This is a genomic window from Kribbella sp. NPDC004138, from assembly GCF_053603655.1.
The window spans coordinates 41608-59351 of sequence record NZ_JBSGFZ010000022.1 but is presented as its reverse complement, the minus strand read 5'-3'; the positions used below and the strand labels follow the sequence as shown (position 1 = coordinate 59351).

The window sequence follows — 17744 nt, the reverse complement described above, 5'->3', positions numbered from 1 at the left end:
CATGGTGCGTTTGCTCGCCACGGGCGTCGTCTTGGCGCTCGGTGCACAACCAATGACGGCCGCGGCAGCAGTCCCGTCGGAGTGCACCGACTCAGCTCCGGTGGTCTGTACGTACGACCTACCGCCAGGCGACTACGACGTGAAGGTGGTGTTCGGTCGCGAGCACGAACCGGTCGACATAGTCGCCGAGGCCCGGCGCCTGGTGGTGTCGGGGAGCTCGGAGCAGGTGCTGCGGTTCACGGTCAACGTGCGTGATCCGGAGGGGCAGCAGAACGGTTTCGGCGGGCCGGGCACGCCTGGCCTCACCCTGCGGGTCTCCGGGGCAGCTCCGGTGAATGTGGTCGTGACCCGGGCGCCGGTCAGCACCCGGCGGGTGTTCCTGGCCGGCGACTCCACGGTCACCGACCAGGAGACAGCGCCGTACACAGGCTGGGGTCAACGGCTGCCCAGCCGGTTCGGGCAGGGCCTGTCGGTGGTGAACCACTCGGGATCAGGTGAGAGCACGGTGTCGTTCCTCGCCGAGCCGGCGATGTGGGCGGCACTGCGACCGCAGCTCCGGCCGCGGGACGTCGTACTCGTGCAGTTCGGCCACAACGACAAGCAGACGACCGCCGAGCAGTACCGGGCCAACCTGACCGAGATCGTCGCCGGCATCCGCTCAGCCGGCGCGACACCGGTCCTGGTGACGCCGATCGTGCGCCGGTGGTTCACCGGGACGAAGCTCAACTCGACCGGCCTGATCGTCAACGGCCTGGGCGTCGACCTGCCGGCCGAGATGCGCTCGATCGCGGCGACCGAACAGGTCGGCCTCATCGACCTCACCGCCCGGACCCAGGCCGTCGTCGAGGCACTCGGCCCTGAGGACGCCAAGGCGCTGTACCTGACCCGGGAGAAGCGCGACGACACCCACACGTCGGAGTACGGCGCCACTGTCTACGCCGCTCTGGTCGCGGCCGAGCTAGCCAGGCTGGGGCTGGTCGGGGACCGCTACTGGAGCTGATCGCAACTTTTCGCGCGCCGGCCGCATCTCCCTGATAGCTGCACTGGGCAGTGTTGGAGGGGGAGCAAGATGCTGACACGTCGTACGGCGGCCGGCGCGATGGTGGGCGTGCTGGTCATACTTCTCGCTGGTTGCAAGGGATCCGACCCGGCAACCAGCGACGCAGTGGGAGCCACGCCGACGTCCACACCGACAGCGACGTCGGCCGCGCCGTCCTCGACGGCGCCGCCGGCGACACCGGCCGGTACGCCGACGAGCGACATCGCCGGGCTGTCCGCGAGCAAGATCCTGGACAAGACGCAGGCCGCCGCGAAGGCCGCGACCAGCGTGCGGATGAAGGGTGCGCTGTCCGACGGCGGGGACCGGATCGTGCTGGACATCCGGCTCGCGAAGACCGGCGGTCAGGGCACCATGAGCATCAACGGGGCCGCGTTCTCGCTGATCGTGCTCGGCAAGACCGCCTATCTGAAGATCAGCGACAAGTTCTGGCGCGCGCAGACCGAGTCGAAGGCCGACGCGGACGCCGTGATCGCCCTGGTCGGCGGACGCTGGATCAAGACGTCACTGACCGACAAGGACCTCGGCGAACTCGCCGCGTTCGCGAGCAAGCCGAAGTTCTTCGACACGCTGTTCGAGCCGACCGGCACGCCCCGCAAGACCGCACCCCGGACGATCGGCAGTGTCACCGCGATCGGGCTGCGCGACACCGACGGCACCCTCTGGGTCGACACCGCCACCGGACGCCCGGTCCGGCTGGAGTCGTCGAGCAAGGACGCGCTGACGTTCAGCGAGTACGACCAGGTCACCGCGCCGAAGGCCCCGCCGGCCGCTCAGGTGATCGACGGCAAGGCCCTCGGGATGTGACGGTCAGGCGTTGGCCGCTTCCATGATCTCGTCCGACACGTCGAAGTTGGCGTAGACGTTCTGGACGTCGTCGCTGTCCTCGAGGGCGTCGATCAGGCGGAAGATCTTGCCGGCGCCGTCGGCGTCCAGCTCCACCGTCATCGACGGGACGAACTGGACGTCGGCGGAGTCGTAGTCGATACCGGCGTCCTGCAGTGCCGTCCGGGCCGCGACCAGGTCGGTGGCCTCGGTGACGACCTCCCAGGACTCGCCCAGGTCGTTGACCTCGTCGGCGCCGGCCTCGAGCACGGCCTCCATCACGTCGTCCTCGGACAGCGACTTGCCGTCCTGGTCCTTGGCGACGACGATCACGCCCTTGCGGTTGAACAGGTACGCGACCGAGTTCGGGTCGGCGAGCGAGCCGCCGTTGCGCGACATCGCCGTCCGGACGTCCGCGGCGGCCCGGTTCCGGTTGTCGGTCAGGCACTCGACCAGCATCGCCACGCCGTTCGGGCCGTAGCCCTCGTACATGATCGTCTGGTACTCCGCGCCGCCCGCCTCGGCACCGGAGCCGCGCTTGACGGCGCGGTCGATGTTGTCGTTCGGGACCGAGGACTTCTTCGCCTTCTGGATGGCGTCGTACAGGGTCGGGTTCCCGCCAGGGTCGCCACCGCCCATCCGGGCGGCCACCTCGATGTTCTTGATCAGCTTCGCGAAGAGCTTGCCGCGCTTCGCGTCGATGACGGCCTTCTTGTGCTTCGTGGTGGCCCACTTGGAGTGGCCTGACATGGCAAACCCAACCCTTCTACCGCTGCTACCGACTGCAGATGACTCAGAGGCCGCGGACCAACTCGGCGAAGTAGCCGTGCAGCCTGGCGTCCCCGGTCATCTCCGGATGGAACGACGTGGCCAGCAGCCGGTCGTGGCGAACCGCGACGATCCTACCCGCGGCGGGGCCCGTCCTCACTGTCGAGAGTACCTCCACGTCCCGGCCGACGCGCTCCACCCACGGTGCCCGGATGAATACCGCGTGGTACGGCGTGTCGAGCACGGCGAACTCCAGGTCGGCCTCGAACGAGTCCACCTGCCGCCCGAAGGCGTTCCGCCGGACCGTGACGTCGAGCCCGCCGAGCGTCTCCTGGCCCTCGATCCCGCCGGTGATCTCGTTCGCGAGCATGATCATCCCGGCGCAGGTGCCGAACACCGGCATCCCGTCCGCGATCCGCTTCTGCAGCGGCTCGAACAGCTCGAACGCCCGGGCCAGCTTGTCCATCGTGGTCGACTCGCCGCCCGGCAGCACCAGCGCGTCGACAGCGGCGAGCTCCGCGGGCCGCCGGACCGGAACCGCCTCGACGCCGACCTCACGCAGCATCGCGACGTGCTCCCGCACATTCCCCTGCAAGGCGAACACACCGATCACGGTCATAGGTTCACTCTCCGTTGCCAGTTCAGGGTGACCTCGATGCGGCCTTCGTCGAAGGTCGCCGGTAGGTCGTTGTGCCGGAGCAGCGCGAGCACGTCCTCGAGCAGCGGCTCGCCGGGCGCGACGTTGGCGGTGTCCGGGTGCCAGAGCTTCAGCTCCAGCATCCCGAAGTCGACCGCGTGCCAGACGTCGGTGTCGGTGAAGAACACCAGGCCCTGCGGTTGCTCGGCGGACTCCAGCGCCTGCCGGGCCGCGTGGTGGTCCGACGTGTACCGGACCACGACCAGGCCGAGCGACTCCAGCTCGGCCAGCACGGCGTCCAGCCGGTCCGTGTCGGTCGTCGCCGGCCAGGCGGAGGCGTCCTCGTTGAGGTCCATCACCGCCTCACCGATCAGCAGCGGCACCAGCGCGGCCGCGTCCATCGACGGCGCGTCCTCCGACACCGCCTCGGTCAGCGCAGCGGTGATCGCGGCGTGGTCGGCGTACCCGGACCGGACCAGGACGCGGGCCAGGCCGCGCAGCTCCCGGGCGGTCCGCTCGTCCACCGACGGCAGGCCGCCCGGGCTCTTGGCCGACGTCACCAGCCGCGCTCGGCGAGACGGTGCGGCTGCGGGATCTCGTCGACGTTGATGCCGACCATCGCCTCGCCCAGCCCGCGCGAGACCTTGGCGATCACGTCGGGGTCGTCGTGGAAGGTGGTGGCCTTGACGATCGCCTCGGCACGCTGCGCCGGGTTGCCGGACTTGAAGATGCCGGAGCCGACGAACACGCCCTCGGCGCCGAGCTGCATCATCATCGCGGCGTCGGCCGGGGTGGCGATCCCGCCGGCGGTGAACAGCACGACCGGCAGCTTGCCCAGCGCGGCGACCTCCTTGACCAGCTCGTACGGCGCCTGCAGCTCCTTCGCCGCGACGTACAGCTCGTCCTCGGGAAGGCTCTGCAGCTTGCGGATCTCCTGGCGGATCTGGCGCATGTGGGTGGTCGCGTTGGAGACGTCGCCGGTGCCGGCCTCGCCCTTGGAACGGATCATCGCCGCGCCCTCGGTGATCCGGCGCAGCGCCTCGCCCAGGTTGGTCGCGCCGCAGACGAACGGCACCGTGAACTGCCACTTGTCAATGTGGTTGGCGTAGTCGGCCGGGGTGAGCACCTCGGACTCGTCGATGTAGTCGACACCGAGGCTCTGCAGCACCTGCGCCTCGACGAAGTGGCCGATCCGGGCCTTGGCCATCACCGGGATCGAGACGGCGTTGATGATGCTGTCGATCATGTCCGGGTCGCTCATCCGGGAGACGCCGCCCTGGGCGCGGATGTCGGCCGGGACCCGCTCCAGCGCCATCACCGCGACCGCACCGGCGTCCTCGGCGATCTTGGCCTGCTCGGCGGTCACGACGTCCATGATCACGCCGCCCTTGAGCATCTCGGCCATGCCGCGCTTCACCTTGGCGGTACCGGTCTGGTTCTCGGTCACTTCTTCCTCCTGATCGTGGGGCTCACTGTCCAGGTTAGGAGGTATCGGGCACCGAACTTCAGTCCACCGTGGATCAAGTGGACTGAAGCGCCTCCCCCAGCCGGGCCACCACGAGCCGCAGCGTGGCCGGCGGGGCTGTGAACGGGATCCGGATGTGCCGCCGGTCGGTGCCGTCCGGCGTGAACAGGTCGCCCGCGCCGAGCAGCAGCCCCTGCTCCCGGGCCGCCTCCAGGACGCGGCGCGCCCGCGTCTCGGTCAGCTCCAGCCACAGCGTCATACCGCCTGTCGGGGTGGGCCAAGCCACACCGTCGAGTGTCCGGAGTCCGGTCTCCAGCGCGTTCAGGTTGGCCCGCAGCCTGGTCCGCCGCCGGCCGATCACCTTGTCGAGCTTCGGCACGATGGCCCGGGCCAGCAGATCGTCCAGAGCGCTGGGTGAAGCCACGCTGAGCTGAGCCGCTGTGTTGATCCGCCGGCGCAACTGCTTGCCCGTCCGCACCCACCCGACCCGCAGCCCACCCCAGACCGTCTTCGACAGCGACCCCACACTCACGGTCCTGGGGTATCGGCTCAGAGGCTCGGCCTGGTCCCCGGCCGCCAGCCACAACGGGCGCATGGTCTCGTCACTGATCAGCGCCGCGCCGTACCGGCGTGCGATCTCTACAACCGCCTGCCGCCGGTCCGCAGGCAAGCTGAGACCTGTGGGGTTGTGGTTGTCGGCCTGTAGGTAGATGACTTTCGGCCGATGCCGTCGGCACAGGTGCGCGAGCTGATCGGTGTCCCAGACCCCGGCAGGCCAGCCGGCCACGTCCAGGCGGTGTTTTCGCAGCAGGTCAAAGGCAGCCGGGTACGTCGGGGTCTCCGTGATCGCTACGCCCGGTCCGAGGTCCAGTCCGGCCAGGGCGGCATTCAAACCGGCTGCTGCGCCGACTGTGAGCGTCAGCTGTTCCGGCTCGGTCGGGACACCCTCAGCAGTCAGGCGCTCGGCCAGTGCGGTGCGGAGCTCCTGTGAGCCACCCGGCGGTGGACCGTCGCCTCCCATGGCCTGCGGCAGCCCGTCCTGCACGATCTGCGCCGCCGCCTCGGCCACGTCATGCGGCGCGGCCGTGGTGGCGAACCGCAGGTCCAGCACCGGTCTGTCCCCCGCCGTCACCGTCGACGCCGGCGCAACCGGGTCCAGCAGCCGGTCCAGCGGCCGCACCACTGTCCCGGAGCCGCGCTTGGTCTCCAGTACGCCGTCGCGGCGCAGGTTCTCCAGCGCGCGGACGACGGTCACCCGGCTCACCTCGAGCCGCTCCGCGAGGACCCGCTCCGACGGCAGCCGCGACCCGATCGACAGGTCGCCGCGCTCGATCCGCCGCAGCACCAGTCCCTCGACCTGCTCGGTCTTGGTCCCGTCCGCCGCGTCCAGATCCCCCGCCCGCCACATAAGTCCAGTCTCCCACAACTGGCCTCATAGCCCGACTTTGAGCACCCGCCAACCAATCTCGCACGCCGGGAATGGTCGGTGGAGGCTCAAGGTGCTGGGTGTGGAACTGTCGGTCGTGGGTGTGAGGATTCGGGTGTGGATGAACGGTGGTTGATCGCTCCGGAGGAGGGCGGCGGGGCGATGCTCGTTGCGCTGCATCCGGACGGGCAGCCGGCTGGGGAGATCCTGTGTGAGCCGGATCTGGTCGCCGCCGTCGCCTCACGGCCGCAGGTCACGCGGTGGGTGTGGCGTTCATCGGCGGAGGTCTACCCGCGGTTGCTGGCCGCCGGTGTGCGGGTGGAGCGGTGCTACGACATCGAGAACTCGGAGGGCCTGCTGCTCGGGCACGAGGGGCGGCTCGGCGAGCCACGGTCCGCGGCCGCGGCCTGGGCCCGGCTCAGCGGTGGCCCGGTCCCGCCAGATCCGCCGCTGCGCGCCGTCGTACCGGGTGAGCAGTCGTCGCTGTTCGAGATCGCCGTCGAGCCGGTGCCGTTCGAGGCGCTCCTGCGGGTGTACGCCGACCAGCTCCGGCGGCACGCCCTGGCCGAGCACCCCGACCGGATGCGGTTGCTCACGGCATCGGAGTCGTCCGCGATGCTGGTCGCCGCCGAGATGGATCTGGCCGGGTTGCCGTGGAGCGCGGACGCGCATCGGGAGGTGCTGGGCGAGCTGCTCGGCGAGCGGTTCGCCGGTTCGGGCGAGCCGCGACGGCTGACCGAGCTCGCCGACGAGATCTCCGCGGCGTTCGGGCACCGGGTGCGGCCCGAGTTGCCGGCTGACGTACTGAAGGCGTTCAAGCAGGCCGGGTACCAGGTGAAGTCGACGCGGAAGTGGGAGCTCGAGCATCTGGACCATCCGGCGGTCGCGCCGCTGCTGGAGTACAAGAAGCTCTACCGGATCTACACGGCGAACGGATGGACCTGGCTGAACGACTGGGTGCACGACGGGCGGTTCCGGCCCGGGTTCCTGCCCGGCGGCACGGTTTCGGGTCGCTGGGTGACCAACGGCGGCGGCGGGCTGCAGATCCCGAAGGTGATCCGCCGCGCGGTGGTCGCCGACCCCGGCTGGCGGCTCGTCGTCGCCGACGCGTCCCAGCTCGAGCCGCGGGTGCTCGCCGCCATCTCCCGCGACCGAGCCCTGATGGAGGTCGCCGCGGACCCCGGGGACCTCTACAAGGCCGTGTCGGACCAGGCGTTCTCCGGCGACCGCGCGCAGGCGAAGATCGCCGTGCTGGGCGCGATCTACGGGCAGACGTCGGGCGACGGGCTCAAGAATCTCGCCATGCTGCGCAAACGGTTCCCGCAGGCGGTGGCGTACGTCGACGACGCGGCGCGCGCGGGTGAGGAGGGGCGGCTCGTGCGGACGTACCTGGGGCGCACCTGCCCGCCGAGCGGTCATCCACTGGACGAGGCCATGCTGGAAGGACCGCCCGCCGACATCCCCGCCACGGATCCTCGCCATGCCCGCGCCCGCGGTCGCTTCACCAGGAACTTCGTCGTCCAAGGCAGCGCGGCCGACTGGGCCCTGCTGCTCCTCGCCGCCCTCCGTCAGTCCTTGGCGCCGCTGAAGGCCGAGCTCGTCTTCTTCCAGCACGACGAGGTCATCGTGCACTGCCCCGCCGAAGAAGCCGACCAGGTCACCGCCGCCATCCAGACCGCCGGCAACCTCGCCGGCACCCTCACCTTCGGCCCCACCCCCACCAACTTCGCCTTCACCACAGCCACCGTGGAAACCTACGCCGACGCCAAGTAGGTATCGCGGCACGGGCGAATCTCAACCACGGCCGCTGCGGACCATGGCCGCCAGCGGATGTGTTGGCAGGCGCACGACCTCGATCGCTCATCCGACCCTTTCCGGCAAGTCGTACAGCTGGTGGTCGGTCGTTTCGAACGCGGTGATTTCGGCGATGCGGCCTTCTTCGACGCGGAAGATGTCGAGGGCGAAGAGGTGGTGTTCGAGGTAGGCGGCGAGGGTTGGCTGGTGGTTGACGGTGGTGGGGAGGAAGCGCCAGCGGGCCGGGGTGAGGTTGGGGGTCAGGGAGCGGATCGCGTCTTCGATGCCTGAGAACCAGAACGGGTACGGCGGCATGGTGATGCGGATGTCCTCGTGCATGAGCGCGGCGAGTGCGGCGGGGTCGGCGTTGTCCCAGGCGGTCAGGTAGCGCTGCAGCAGTTTGCGTTCGTCGTCGGACGAGTCGTGCGCCGACCACTCCGAGCGATGCGACGGCAGGTGTTCGCGAAGCACCGGGCGGGCGCGTTGGAGCGCCGAGTTGACCGCAGCGACGGACAGCGACACCGCGGCCGCGGTCTCCCGCGCGGACCAGCCGAGGACGTCGCGGAAGATCAGTACGGCGCGTTGCCGCGCGGGCAGGTGCTGGATCGCGATCAGGAACGCCAGCTCGATCGTCTCCCGCCGGATCGCGACCGCGTCCGGTTCCTCGGCCCGATCGAGCAGTACGTCGGGAAACGGCTGCAGCCACGCCTCGTCGTCCCGCGCCGGCAACGCCGTCGCGGGGAACGAGGCCGGCTCCAACTGGTACGGCAACACCCGCCGCGGCCGCCGTACGTCGATACACGCGTTCGTCGCGATCCGGTACAGCCACGCCCGGACCGACGACCGCCCCTCGAACTCCCCGCGCGCCCGCCACGCCCGCAAGAACGTCTCCTGGACCAGATCTTCGGCCTCGTCGTACGACCCGAGCATCCGGTAACAGTGCACCCGCAACTCGTGCCGGTACCGCTCGATGTCCGCTTCGAAGCTGCTCATCGTCCGTCCTCGAGTTCGATCGTGGTCGGCATCGGGGCGCGGCCGGCGAGGCGGAACCAGGTGACGAGCCGGCGGCGGCGCAGGTCGCGGGCCGAGCCGACGACGTCGTTGTGGAAGCGGCGGGCCAGTTGGACGCGGCGCACGGCCAGGGCCAGCTCGCCCGCCCAGGGTTCGACCTCGGTGCCGGTGGCGTGGATCGCGCGGGTGAGGGCGGACTCGGCCTGTTCGCGGACCTCGAGTGACTCCAGCGAGGCAGCGCGGGCGCGGTGCGCGGCGTCGAGGAGGAGCAGCGCGGAGGCCGGGTCGAGAATGTCGCTGCCGGCCAACTCCGCGACCAGGGCGGACCGTCGCGCCAGCTCGGTCTCCAGCGCGGCACGGGCCAGCTCCACCCGCCGGTGCAGCCGGTCGAGCCGCCCCGCGGTCCAGCTCGCGTAGGCGCCGATCACCAGCAGCACCACCCCCACCGCGAGCAGCACCCACGAGATCTCCACACCCCAAGCCAACCTCACCGCTCCGCCCGTCCCCACACGACCCCGCCGATTACGGAGTGCTGACGGTCCGTCCGGACTCGGTAGTCACGACGGTTCGCGGCACTAGCGTCGGCAGCATGGCTGATATCGGCGTGATCGGCGGGTCCGGGTTCTACTCGTTCCTGACCGCTGCGGAGACCATCGAGATCGACACCCCGTACGGCGCTCCGAGCGAGCCGCCGGTGGTCGGTGACCTCGACGGGCGGGAGGTCGTGTTCATCCCGCGGCACGGCGCCGATCACCGGTTCCCGCCGCACCGAGTCAACTACCGCGCGAACCTGTGGGCGCTGCGTGAGCTCGGCGTCCGCCAGGTCCTCGGCCCGTGCGCGGTCGGCTCGCTCAGACCCGAGCTGACGCCCGGCACGTTCGTGGTCCCCGACCAGTACGTCGACCGGACGTGGGGCCGGGAGCACACCGTGTACGACGAGGCGCCGGTGGTCCACACGTCGGCCGCCGACCCGTACTGCCCGGTCGGCCGCGCCACGGTGATTGCCGCAGGCAACGTCGTACCGGACGGCACGATGGTCGTCGTCAACGGACCGCGGTTCTCGACCCGCGCCGAGTCGCGGTGGCACGCCGCACAGGGCTGGTCCGTCGTCGGCATGACGGGTGCCCCGGAGGCAGCGATCGCCCGCGAACTCGCACTCTGCTACACGTCGATCGCCGTCGTCACCGACCACGACGCAGGCGTGCAGACCGGCACGGGCGTCACCCAGGCAGAGGTCTTCGAGGCCTTCAAGCTCAGCATCGAGCGGCTGCAACAGCTGCTGAAGGACGTCATCGGCCAGCTCCCGAAACCGGACGCGGACTGCAGCTGCCGTCACTCGCTGGACGCCTGATGAGAGTCCTGCTGACCGGCGGAGCCGGTTTCATCGGCCGCCACGTCCACGACCAGCTTCTTGCCGAGGGCCACGAGGTCACCGTCCTCGACTCGTTCCGCCCGGACGTCCACGCCCACCGCCCGGAGCCACGGCCCGGCCTGATCGTCGGCGACGTCCGCGACCCGCGCACCTTCGAGGGCATCGACACCGTCATCCACCTGGCCGCGAAGGTCGGGCTCGGCGTACACCTCGACGACATCGACGACTACGTCTCCTCCAACAGCCTCGGTACGGCGGTACTGCTGAAGTCCCTCGGCACCGTCCGCAACCTCGTCTACGCGAGCTCGATGGTCGTGTACGGCGAGGGGCGGTACGACTGCGACGAGCACGGACAGGTCGCCCCGGGCCCCCGGCGTACCGAGGACCTGGACGCCGGCCGCTTCGAACCGCCCTGCCCGCTGTGCGGAGCGCCGCTCCGCCCGGGGCTCGTCAGCGAGGACGCCGTACCGGATCCGCGCAACGCCTACGCGGCCAGCAAGCTCAACGGCGAGCATCTCGCCGCCACCTGGGCGCGCGAGACCGGTGGCCGGGTCACCGCGCTGCGCTTCCACAACGTGTACGGACCCGGCATGCCGCGGAACACGCCGTACGCCGGGGTCGCCGCGATCTTCCGGTCGATGCTCGAACGCGGCGAGACGCCGCGGGTCTTCGAGGACGGCGGTCAGCGCCGCGACTTCGTCGACGTCCGCGACGTCGCGGCCGCGGTGACGCTGTCGGCTGCGGCACTCCCCCAACAGCCGGCGTTCCGGGCGTACAACGTCGGCACCGGGACCGTCACCACCATCGGTGAGGTCGCCGCCGAGCTGGCCCGCGCGTACGGCGGGCCGGCGCCGATCGTCACCGGCGAGTACCGCCTCGGCGACGTCCGGCACATCACCGCCTCGTCGGACCGCCTGAAGGACGAGCTGGGCTGGAAGCCGGCGTACGACCTGCAGACCGGTCTGGAGGACCTACTCCGCTCGGCCGGTTAGCACGGGCACCGGCGGCAGGTCGATCCGGAACGCGCAGCCGCCGTCGACGTTGCTGACGGCAATCTTTCCGTCGTGGGACTCGACCACGCCGCGCGCGATCGCCAGTCCCAGACCGCCGCCGCCCGACCGGCCGTCGACGGACTCGGGCGTGCGCTGCTCGTCGCCGCGCCAGCCGACGTCGAAGACCCGGTCCAGGTCGTCGTCCGGGATCCCGCCGCAGCCGTCGGTCACCGCGAGCCGCACCCGCCCGTCGGTCTCCCGGTCCACCGCCAGCGTCACGGTCCCGCCCGGCGCGGTGTGCCGGATCGCGTTGCCGACCAGGTTGGTGACCGCGCGCGTCAACTCGTCCGGATCCCCTTGGACGGCGAGCCGATCGTCGTCGTCCGGCGTGGACACCGCCAGCTGGACGCCTTCGGCCCGGGCGTGCTCGTTGTTCTCGCCCGCGACGTCCTCGGCCAGCTCCCGAAGGCTGACCGCGGACCGTCGGCGCGGCGGCGGAGCGGCCGACAACCGGGACAGCTCGAACAGGTCGTCCACGAGCCCGGTCATCCGGTCGACCGTCGCCCGCATCTGCCGCAGCGCCCCCGGTACGTCGTCGATGACGCCGTCCTCGAGACCTTCGGACACCGCGCGCAACCCGGCCAGCGGCGTCCGCAGATCATGTGACATGAACGCGACCAGTTCCCGCCGGCTCGTCTCCAGCGCCCGCTCCCGCTGATGCGATGCCGCCAGCTTCTTCCGGGTCATCTCCAGCTCGTCGGTTAACGCGGCCAGCTCGGCCGGCACCGCCCCGCCGACGGCCTCGGTCGGCTCGTAGGACGTGCCGAGATGCCGCAACCGCCGCCCGACGTCCCGCGACCCGACGCTGATCCAGTGCCCGAGCAGCACCGACATCGCCAGCCCGAGCAGCGCCGCGAAGGCGAGCGTCCACAACACCACCCACGAGTCGTGCTCGGAGATGAACATCGCCCGGACGCTCTGCAGCACCGCGGCCAGTGCGCCGGCCATCGGGGCCAGCGCCGCCACGATCATCGTGATCCGCAACGACCGCCGCCGGAAACGCCACAACACGGCCGCCCCGACCGCTGCCACCACGAGCGTCCACAAGGTGGTCAGCGCCAGGATGGTCGCCATGTCCCTGTTCACTCGGCGTCACCCGCGAACAGGTAGCCGGTGCGCGGCACGGTGAGCACGAGCTTCGGGTCGGACGGGTCCGTCTCGATCTTCTCCCGCAGCCGCCGGACGTGCACGGTGACGGTGGACGAGTCGCCGAAGTCCCAGCCCCAGACGCGGCGCAGCAACTCGGCCTTCGTGTACGCCTTGCCGGCGTGCGACACCAGATACGCCAGCAGGTCGAACTCGCGATGCGTCAGCGACAGCTCGGTCCCGTCGAGATACGCCCGCCGGGCCGCGGTGTCGACCATCACCGGCCCCGCGCTCAGCTTCGTCGGTGTCAGATCGAGCCCGGCCAGCCGCTCCTCGCGCCGCACCATCGCCTGCACCCGCAACGTGAGCTCCCGCGGGCTGAACGGCTTGACCACGTAGTCGTCGGCGCCGACCTCGAGCCCAACCAGCCGGTCCTCCTCCTCGCCGCGTGCGGACAGCATGATCACCGCGGCGCCGTCGTCGGCCGCGCGCATCCGGCGCAGCACCTCGAGCCCGGACAGCCCGGGAAGCATCACGTCCAGGACGACGACGGACGGCTTCCACTGCTGCCAGACCTCGACCGCGGACGCGCCGTCCGCGACCACGCGGGCGTCGTACCCGGCCTTCGTCAGATAGGCCGAGACGACGTTCGACACGGTCGGGTCGTCGTCCACCACAAGCACACGAGTAGCCACGCTCCGAGCGTAGATCCTCCACTCGTCCAGCCGCCGCACCAGCACCGCTACGCAGTGCGCCGTAAGCGACCCGTAGTCGTGTTCGGCCGCCGCGGGCGCGGATCCGTCCTTACCGTCGAAGCATGTCGGTCGATCTCGTCCTGCCGTGCCTGAACGAGGCGGCCGCGCTGCCCTGGGTCCTCGAACGGATCCCACCCGGTGTCCGCGCCATCGTCGTCGACAACGGCTCCACGGACGACTCGGCCGCGGTCGCCGCCGGGTTCGGCGCGACCGTCGTACGGTGCGAACCGAAGGGGTACGGCGCCGCGTGTCACGCCGGTCTGGAGGCGGCCGACGCGGACGTCGTCGCGGTGATGGACGCGGACGCCTCACTCGATCCCCGGCAGCTGGTCCGGGTCGTCGCGCCGGTCGTCGCCGGCCGCGCGGACCTGATCGTCGGCCGCCGGCGCCCGGTGTCGCGGCAGGTCTGGCCGTGGCACCTCCGGCTGGCCAACGCGGAGCTCTCCCGGCGGATCCGGCGGCGTACGGGCGTGGCCTTGCACGATCTCGGCCCGATGCGCGCGGCCCGGCGTACCGCACTGCTGGGTCTCGGGCTGACCGACCGGCGCTCCGGATACCCGCTCGAGACGGTCGTCCGCGCCGCCGACGCGGGCTGGCGGATCGCGGAGGTCGACGTCGACTACCTCCCGCGCTCGGGCCGCTCGAAAGTCACCGGTACGCCGCTGGGCGCCGCCCGCGCGGTCCGCGACATGTCCAAGGTGCTCGCCCGGTGAACACCCTGATCGTGATCGCGAAGGAACCCGTGCCCGGGCGGGTGAAGACGCGGCTGCAGACCGAGTTCACCCCGCGGGAGGCCGCGGCGCTCGCGCGGGCGTCGCTCGTCGACACCCTCAGCGCGGTCCAGGCCGCGCCCGCGACGCGCCGAGTGGTCGTACTCGAGGGCGATCCGGGGCCGTGGCTGCCGCCCGGGTTCGGGGTCGTGGAGCAGCGCGGCGGCGGACTCGACGAACGGCTCGCGGCGGCGTTCGAGGACGCGTACGACGGTACGCCGATGCTGCTCGTCGGGATGGACACGCCGCAGCTACGACCCGACCTCCTCGGATTCCACTGGTCCGGGTACGACGCGGTGCTCGGGTTGACCGAGGACGGCGGGTACTGGTGCCTCGGGCTCCGGCAGCCGGATCGGCGCGCGCTGGTCGGCGTACCGATGTCGACCGACCACACCGGACGGGACCAGCTCCGGCGGCTGCTCTCGCTGGGATTGCGGGTGCGAATGCTGCCGACGTTGCGGGACATGGACACGCCACGGGACGCGGCCTACCTCGCGGCCGAGTTTCCGTCGTTGCGCGTGTCGCGCCTGTATCGGCGGCTGCAGCACGCAGCGCATCCAGGGCTGCTGTTCGACCAGGCGCTCGGCGGTACGACGCAGGTCGTTGCCACGGGCCCCGACGGGCGGACCGTGCCGTCATTGTCCGAGCTGGACCGCTGGACGGCACCCGCGGACGAGGTGGATCGACTGGCGCTGAGCCGATGCGAAGGGCCGGTGCTGGACATCGGGTGCGGGCCGGGGCGGATCGTCACCGCGCTGGCGGAACGCGGCATCCCCGCACTCGGGGTCGACGTGTCGCCGCGTGCGGTGTCGCTCACCACGTCGCGCGGTGCGGCCGCGCTGCATCGCCCGGTACAGGACCGGCTGCCTGGCGAAGGACGCTGGGGCAGCGTGGTGCTGATGGACGGCAACATCGGGATCGGCGGTGATCCGGCGGACCTGCTGCGGCGCTGCGCCGAGCTCGTCCGGCCCGACGGTCTCGTGCTCGTCGAGGTCGACCCGGACGACGAACTCGACGACACCACGCCGATCGTGCTGCGCAGCTCCACCGGACGCCGTTCCACCCCGTTGCCCTGGGCAAGGATCGGCACCCGCGCCCTGATCCGGCACGCCCGTACCACCCACCTCCACCCCACCGAGGACTGGCGGACCCCCCACCGAGCCTTCCTGACCCTCCGCAGGACCGCATGAACGGCGACCTTGGGCCCGGGCCAACCAAAAAAACGGCGTCGAAATGGTCGAACGGTGCTCAAAGAAGGGCTTGGGTCGCCGGTGGGGGCGCGGCGGTCGGCGCGGCGGCGGTGGTTGCGGCGGCCGAGCGGCAGTGGTGGCCCAACGTCGTGCTGGCTGTGGGGACTGTGGTGGTGGGGGTGTTGGTTTGGCGGTTCGGGCGGGGGTTGACTGTCGGCGCCGTGGTGGTTGTGGCGGGGCTGTGCCAGGTGCCGGGGGTGCTGCACGCACCGATCACGAGCACGGACGCCTACCGGTACGTGTGGGACGGGCGTGTGCAGTTGTCGGGGCATTCGCCGTACGGCTACGTGCCGCTGGACGATCGGTTGGCGCACCTGCGGGACCCGGTGCTGTTCCCGGGGTTGTCGCCGGATCAGCGGTCAGGCGTAACGAGCATCCCGAAGGACCCGGCGAGTCTGCCGGTGGACGACGCCCGGACGCGGATCAACCGACCGGGCGTGCCGACCATCTACCCGCCCGTCGCCGAGGCGTACTTCACCGTGGTCGCGCTCGTCACGCCATGGTCCGTCGGCACGCTCGGCCTGCAGTTGGCAGCCGCTTTGCTCGCGATCGCACTCACCTGGCTACTCGCCGTACAGAACCCGCGGTGGGCGGCCTTGTGGGGTTGGTCACCGATCGTCGCCCTCGAAGCAAGCAACGCCGCCCACGTCGACGTCCTCGCCGCGCTCCTCGTCACAGCCGCCGTGGTCACGGCGGCCCGACGGCCACGACTGGCCGCGATCCTCCTCGGCGCGGCCGGCAGCGTGAAGCTCCTGCCGCTGCTGCTGCTCCCCGCATTCCGCCGCCGGAAGCCACTCGTTGCCCTGGGCACCTTCGTCGCGTCCTATGTCCCGCACGTCCTTGCCGTCGGCATCCTGGTGCTGGGTTTCCTGCCCGGCTACCTCAACCAGGAAGGCTTCGAGGACGGCAGCTCGCGGTCGGCGATTCTCGCGCTCCTGCTGCCTCCTGAGGCCCGGCAGGCCGTCGCCGCCGCCCTCGCGCTCGGCCTCGCGATCCTCGCCTTCCACCGTGCCCGCCGCGACCCGATAGCGCTCACGTGCTGCTGGCTGTACGGCGCGGCGCTGCTGGTCGCCACGCCGACGTACCCGTGGTACGGCCTCCCGCTGATCGCCCTCGCCGCGCTGGCCGGCCGCCCCGAGTGGATCGCCGTACCGGTCGCGTCGTACCTCGCCTACGGGAGCTTCGGGCACGACACCCGGCAGGGCCTGATCCAGCTGGCCGCCGCCGTCATCGTTGTCATCGCACTCACGCTCCGTGGCCGGGTCGCTGCGGAATCAGGTTTGACCGCAGCGTCCCTCGCCGCCAACACTGGCGGGCGTGACGAAACGCATCGCCCTCGCGACCTCGGCCGACTACGCTGAGTTGCACCCGCACGAACGCCCGCTCCTCGACGCGCTCCGCGCCGCGGGCCTCGACCCGGTGGTCGAGGTCTGGACCGACCCGTCGGTCGACTGGTCCGCCTACGACGCGGTCCTGCTGCGCACGGTCTGGGACTACTTCCGGCTGTACGACGTGTTCACCGAGTGGCTCGCCCAGCTCGACAAGGCCGGCGTACCGGTGCTGAACTCCACGGACCAGGTCCGCTGGAACAGCGACAAGCAGTACCTGCTCGAACTGCGCGAACGCGGCGTGGCGATCGTCCCGTCCCAGGTCGCGGCGGGCCCGTGCCTGCGCGAGGTCGTCGCCGGGCTGGCCGGTGAGCAGATCGTGATCAAGCCGACCGTGAGCGGCAACGCCCTGCACACCGTCCGCGGCGTTGCGGGGTCCCCCGAGCTCGAGCAGGCGCTCGACGAGCTGCCCGACGTGGTGTACCTCGTGCAGCCGTTCGTGCCGGAGATCCAGTCCGACGGCGAGTGGTCGCTGCTGTTCTTCGACGGCGAGTTCAGCCACGCGGTGATCAAGCAGCCCGCGGCCGGCGACTACCGGGTCCAGGAGTCGCACGGCGGCCGGACGACTCCGGCCGACCCGCCCGCGGCGGTCCTCGAGGCCGCCCGCGCCGCGCTGGCCGCCTCCGGCCCGACGCCGACGTACGCCCGGGTCGACGGCGTCGTGGTCAACGACCGCTTCCTGCTGATGGAGATCGAGCTCATCGAGCCGTACCTGTTCCTCCCGCAGTCCCCGGACGCGGCCGGCAAACTCGCCGCCGCCGTCGCGGGCCGGATCTAACTCGCAGCCGACTCCGGGTGGCCCCGGCGACGCCCGTACAGCAGGGTCTCGCCGGCGGCCGTCCCGGTGTACTTCGTCCGCCGCGCCCACTCCCGGCAGTCGGCCAGCACTGGGCAGGACGTGAGGCACAGCTCGCGCGCTTTGCGCTGCTCCCAGCGCGACGCGCTCTCGTCGTACGCCGGCGCCTGACCGATACACGCGGCCCGGCTCATCCAGCGGTCGGCGGGATCCACGATCACGGTCAGCGTCGGCCTCATGACTCCGACGGTAAGTCTCGCGCGAATCCATCGAGGCTTTGTCTCGCAATATG

At 71.0% G+C, this 17744-nt stretch carries 19 protein-coding genes; 9 read left to right on the top strand and 10 right to left on the bottom strand.

What is annotated here, in order from left to right:
- Window position 1 precedes the first annotated feature (1 nt).
- Window positions 2–1000 (top strand): rhamnogalacturonan acetylesterase, encoded by a 999-nt coding sequence (locus tag ACWEOO_RS28610; RefSeq protein WP_452145655.1) that lies wholly within the window; start codon window positions 2–4, stop codon window positions 998–1000.
- A gap of 69 nt (window positions 1001–1069) precedes the next feature.
- Window positions 1070–1864: a hypothetical protein gene (locus ACWEOO_RS28605; protein ID WP_452145654.1), complete on the top strand. Its 795-nt coding sequence runs from the start codon at window positions 1070–1072 to the stop codon at window positions 1862–1864.
- Window positions 1865–1867: 3 nt separating this feature from the next.
- Here ACWEOO_RS28605 and ACWEOO_RS28600 read toward each other — a convergent pair whose 3' ends face one another.
- The 5 genes from ACWEOO_RS28600 to ACWEOO_RS28580 all read right to left on the bottom strand — a co-directional run bounded on the left by ACWEOO_RS28600 (window position 1868) and on the right by ACWEOO_RS28580 (window position 6160).
- Window positions 1868–2632, bottom strand: a complete 765-nt coding sequence (locus ACWEOO_RS28600) for a YebC/PmpR family DNA-binding transcriptional regulator (RefSeq protein ID WP_452145653.1) — start codon at window positions 2630–2632, stop codon at window positions 1868–1870.
- Window positions 2633–2675: 43 nt separating this feature from the next.
- The gene (gene pdxT / locus ACWEOO_RS28595) at window positions 2676–3269 is read right to left on the bottom strand and encodes a pyridoxal 5'-phosphate synthase glutaminase subunit PdxT (protein WP_452145652.1); all 594 of its coding nucleotides are present in this window, start codon (window positions 3267–3269) and stop codon (window positions 2676–2678) included.
- Window positions 3266–3847, bottom strand: coding sequence for a DUF6891 domain-containing protein (locus ACWEOO_RS28590; RefSeq protein ID WP_359923383.1), 582 nt, complete (start codon window positions 3845–3847; stop codon window positions 3266–3268). The genes pdxT and ACWEOO_RS28590 overlap by 4 nt, the downstream gene beginning before the upstream one ends.
- Entirely contained in the window at window positions 3844–4734 is an 891-nt protein-coding gene (gene pdxS, locus ACWEOO_RS28585; RefSeq protein WP_452145651.1) for a pyridoxal 5'-phosphate synthase lyase subunit PdxS, read from the bottom strand. Before pdxS ends, ACWEOO_RS28590 begins: the two co-directional genes overlap by 4 nt.
- Before the next feature lie 73 nt (window positions 4735–4807).
- Complete coding sequence (locus ACWEOO_RS28580; RefSeq protein WP_452145650.1) at window positions 4808–6160, bottom strand: aminotransferase-like domain-containing protein; 1353 nt, start codon at window positions 6158–6160, stop codon at window positions 4808–4810.
- A 135-nt stretch (window positions 6161–6295) separates the two neighbouring features.
- On the opposite strand from ACWEOO_RS28580, the gene ACWEOO_RS28575 reads away from it, so the two are divergent.
- Window positions 6296–7951 carry a bifunctional 3'-5' exonuclease/DNA polymerase gene (locus tag ACWEOO_RS28575; protein ID WP_452145649.1) on the top strand — a complete coding sequence of 552 codons (1656 nt, stop codon included), beginning with the start codon at window positions 6296–6298 and terminating at the stop codon, window positions 7949–7951.
- Window positions 7952–8038: 87 nt separating this feature from the next.
- On the opposite strand, the gene ACWEOO_RS28570 is transcribed toward ACWEOO_RS28575, so the two are convergent.
- Together ACWEOO_RS28570 and ACWEOO_RS28565 are read right to left on the bottom strand one after the other, a co-directional pair.
- On the bottom strand, window positions 8039–8965 hold the full coding sequence (locus ACWEOO_RS28570; protein ID WP_452145648.1) for an RNA polymerase subunit sigma-70: 927 nt from the start codon (window positions 8963–8965) through the stop codon (window positions 8039–8041).
- Entirely contained in the window at window positions 8962–9456 is a 495-nt protein-coding gene (locus ACWEOO_RS28565; RefSeq protein WP_359923365.1) for a hypothetical protein, read from the bottom strand. Before ACWEOO_RS28565 ends, ACWEOO_RS28570 begins: the two co-directional genes overlap by 4 nt.
- A gap of 116 nt (window positions 9457–9572) precedes the next feature.
- On the opposite strand from ACWEOO_RS28565, the gene ACWEOO_RS28560 reads away from it, so the two are divergent.
- Together ACWEOO_RS28560 and ACWEOO_RS28555 are read left to right on the top strand one after the other, a co-directional pair.
- Complete coding sequence (locus tag ACWEOO_RS28560) at window positions 9573–10334, top strand: S-methyl-5'-thioadenosine phosphorylase (RefSeq protein WP_452145647.1); 762 nt, start codon at window positions 9573–9575, stop codon at window positions 10332–10334.
- Window positions 10334–11347 carry an NAD-dependent epimerase/dehydratase family protein gene (locus ACWEOO_RS28555; protein WP_452145646.1) on the top strand — a complete coding sequence of 338 codons (1014 nt, stop codon included), beginning with the start codon at window positions 10334–10336 and terminating at the stop codon, window positions 11345–11347. Before ACWEOO_RS28560 ends, ACWEOO_RS28555 begins: the two co-directional genes overlap by 1 nt.
- On the opposite strand, the gene ACWEOO_RS28550 is transcribed toward ACWEOO_RS28555, so the two are convergent.
- Window positions 11327–12481 (bottom strand): sensor histidine kinase, encoded by a 1155-nt coding sequence (locus tag ACWEOO_RS28550; RefSeq protein ID WP_359923358.1) that lies wholly within the window; start codon window positions 12479–12481, stop codon window positions 11327–11329. The two genes, ACWEOO_RS28555 and ACWEOO_RS28550, sit on opposite strands and share 21 nt — an antisense overlap.
- Window positions 12482–12489: 8 nt before the next feature.
- Window positions 12490–13188, bottom strand: a complete 699-nt coding sequence (locus ACWEOO_RS28545; RefSeq protein WP_359923355.1) for a response regulator transcription factor — start codon at window positions 13186–13188, stop codon at window positions 12490–12492.
- Between the two features lie 122 nt (window positions 13189–13310).
- Here ACWEOO_RS28545 and ACWEOO_RS28540 point away from each other — a divergent pair, with 122 nt between their 5' ends.
- The 4 genes from ACWEOO_RS28540 (at window position 13311) to ACWEOO_RS28525 (ending at window position 17434) form a co-directional block, all read left to right on the top strand.
- Window positions 13311–13961, top strand: a complete 651-nt coding sequence (locus ACWEOO_RS28540; protein ID WP_452145645.1) for a glycosyltransferase family 2 protein — start codon at window positions 13311–13313, stop codon at window positions 13959–13961.
- On the top strand, window positions 13958–15208 hold the full coding sequence (locus tag ACWEOO_RS28535; protein WP_452145644.1) for a DUF2064 domain-containing protein: 1251 nt from the start codon (window positions 13958–13960) through the stop codon (window positions 15206–15208). The genes ACWEOO_RS28540 and ACWEOO_RS28535 overlap by 4 nt, the downstream gene beginning before the upstream one ends.
- 221 nt (window positions 15209–15429) lie before the next feature.
- Entirely contained in the window at window positions 15430–16629 is a 1200-nt protein-coding gene (locus tag ACWEOO_RS28530; RefSeq protein ID WP_452145643.1) for a glycosyltransferase 87 family protein, read from the top strand.
- On the top strand, window positions 16586–17434 hold the full coding sequence (locus tag ACWEOO_RS28525; protein ID WP_452145642.1) for an ATP-grasp domain-containing protein: 849 nt from the start codon (window positions 16586–16588) through the stop codon (window positions 17432–17434). Before ACWEOO_RS28530 ends, ACWEOO_RS28525 begins: the two co-directional genes overlap by 44 nt.
- On the opposite strand, the gene ACWEOO_RS28520 is transcribed toward ACWEOO_RS28525, so the two are convergent.
- A complete protein-coding gene (locus tag ACWEOO_RS28520) occupies window positions 17431–17691 on the bottom strand; it encodes a WhiB family transcriptional regulator (RefSeq protein ID WP_452145641.1) in 261 nt (86 codons plus the stop codon). The genes ACWEOO_RS28525 and ACWEOO_RS28520 overlap by 4 nt on opposite strands.
- Window positions 17692–17744: the final 53 nt, after the last annotated feature.

What these genes read in the sequence shown, in the direction of transcription:
- ACWEOO_RS28610 (WP_452145655.1), top strand. Translation starts at nt 2, where the DNA reads ATGGTGCGTTTGCTCGCCACGGGCGTCGTCTTGGCGCTCGGTGCACAA.
- ACWEOO_RS28605 (WP_452145654.1), top strand. Translation starts at nt 1,070, where the DNA reads ATGCTGACACGTCGTACGGCGGCCGGCGCGATGGTGGGCGTGCTGGTC.
- ACWEOO_RS28600 (WP_452145653.1), bottom strand. Translation starts at nt 2,632, where the DNA reads ATGTCAGGCCACTCCAAGTGGGCCACCACGAAGCACAAGAAGGCCGTC.
- pdxT (WP_452145652.1), bottom strand. Translation starts at nt 3,269, where the DNA reads ATGACCGTGATCGGTGTGTTCGCCTTGCAGGGGAATGTGCGGGAGCAC.
- ACWEOO_RS28580 (WP_452145650.1), bottom strand. Translation starts at nt 6,160, where the DNA reads ATGTGGCGGGCGGGGGATCTGGACGCGGCGGACGGGACCAAGACCGAG.
- ACWEOO_RS28570 (WP_452145648.1), bottom strand. Translation starts at nt 8,965, where the DNA reads ATGAGCAGCTTCGAAGCGGACATCGAGCGGTACCGGCACGAGTTGCGG.
- ACWEOO_RS28560 (WP_452145647.1), top strand. Translation starts at nt 9,573, where the DNA reads ATGGCTGATATCGGCGTGATCGGCGGGTCCGGGTTCTACTCGTTCCTG.
- ACWEOO_RS28555 (WP_452145646.1), top strand. Translation starts at nt 10,334, where the DNA reads ATGAGAGTCCTGCTGACCGGCGGAGCCGGTTTCATCGGCCGCCACGTC.
- ACWEOO_RS28550 (WP_359923358.1), bottom strand. Translation starts at nt 12,481, where the DNA reads ATGGCGACCATCCTGGCGCTGACCACCTTGTGGACGCTCGTGGTGGCA.
- ACWEOO_RS28540 (WP_452145645.1), top strand. Translation starts at nt 13,311, where the DNA reads ATGTCGGTCGATCTCGTCCTGCCGTGCCTGAACGAGGCGGCCGCGCTG.
- ACWEOO_RS28520 (WP_452145641.1), bottom strand. Translation starts at nt 17,691, where the DNA reads ATGAGGCCGACGCTGACCGTGATCGTGGATCCCGCCGACCGCTGGATG.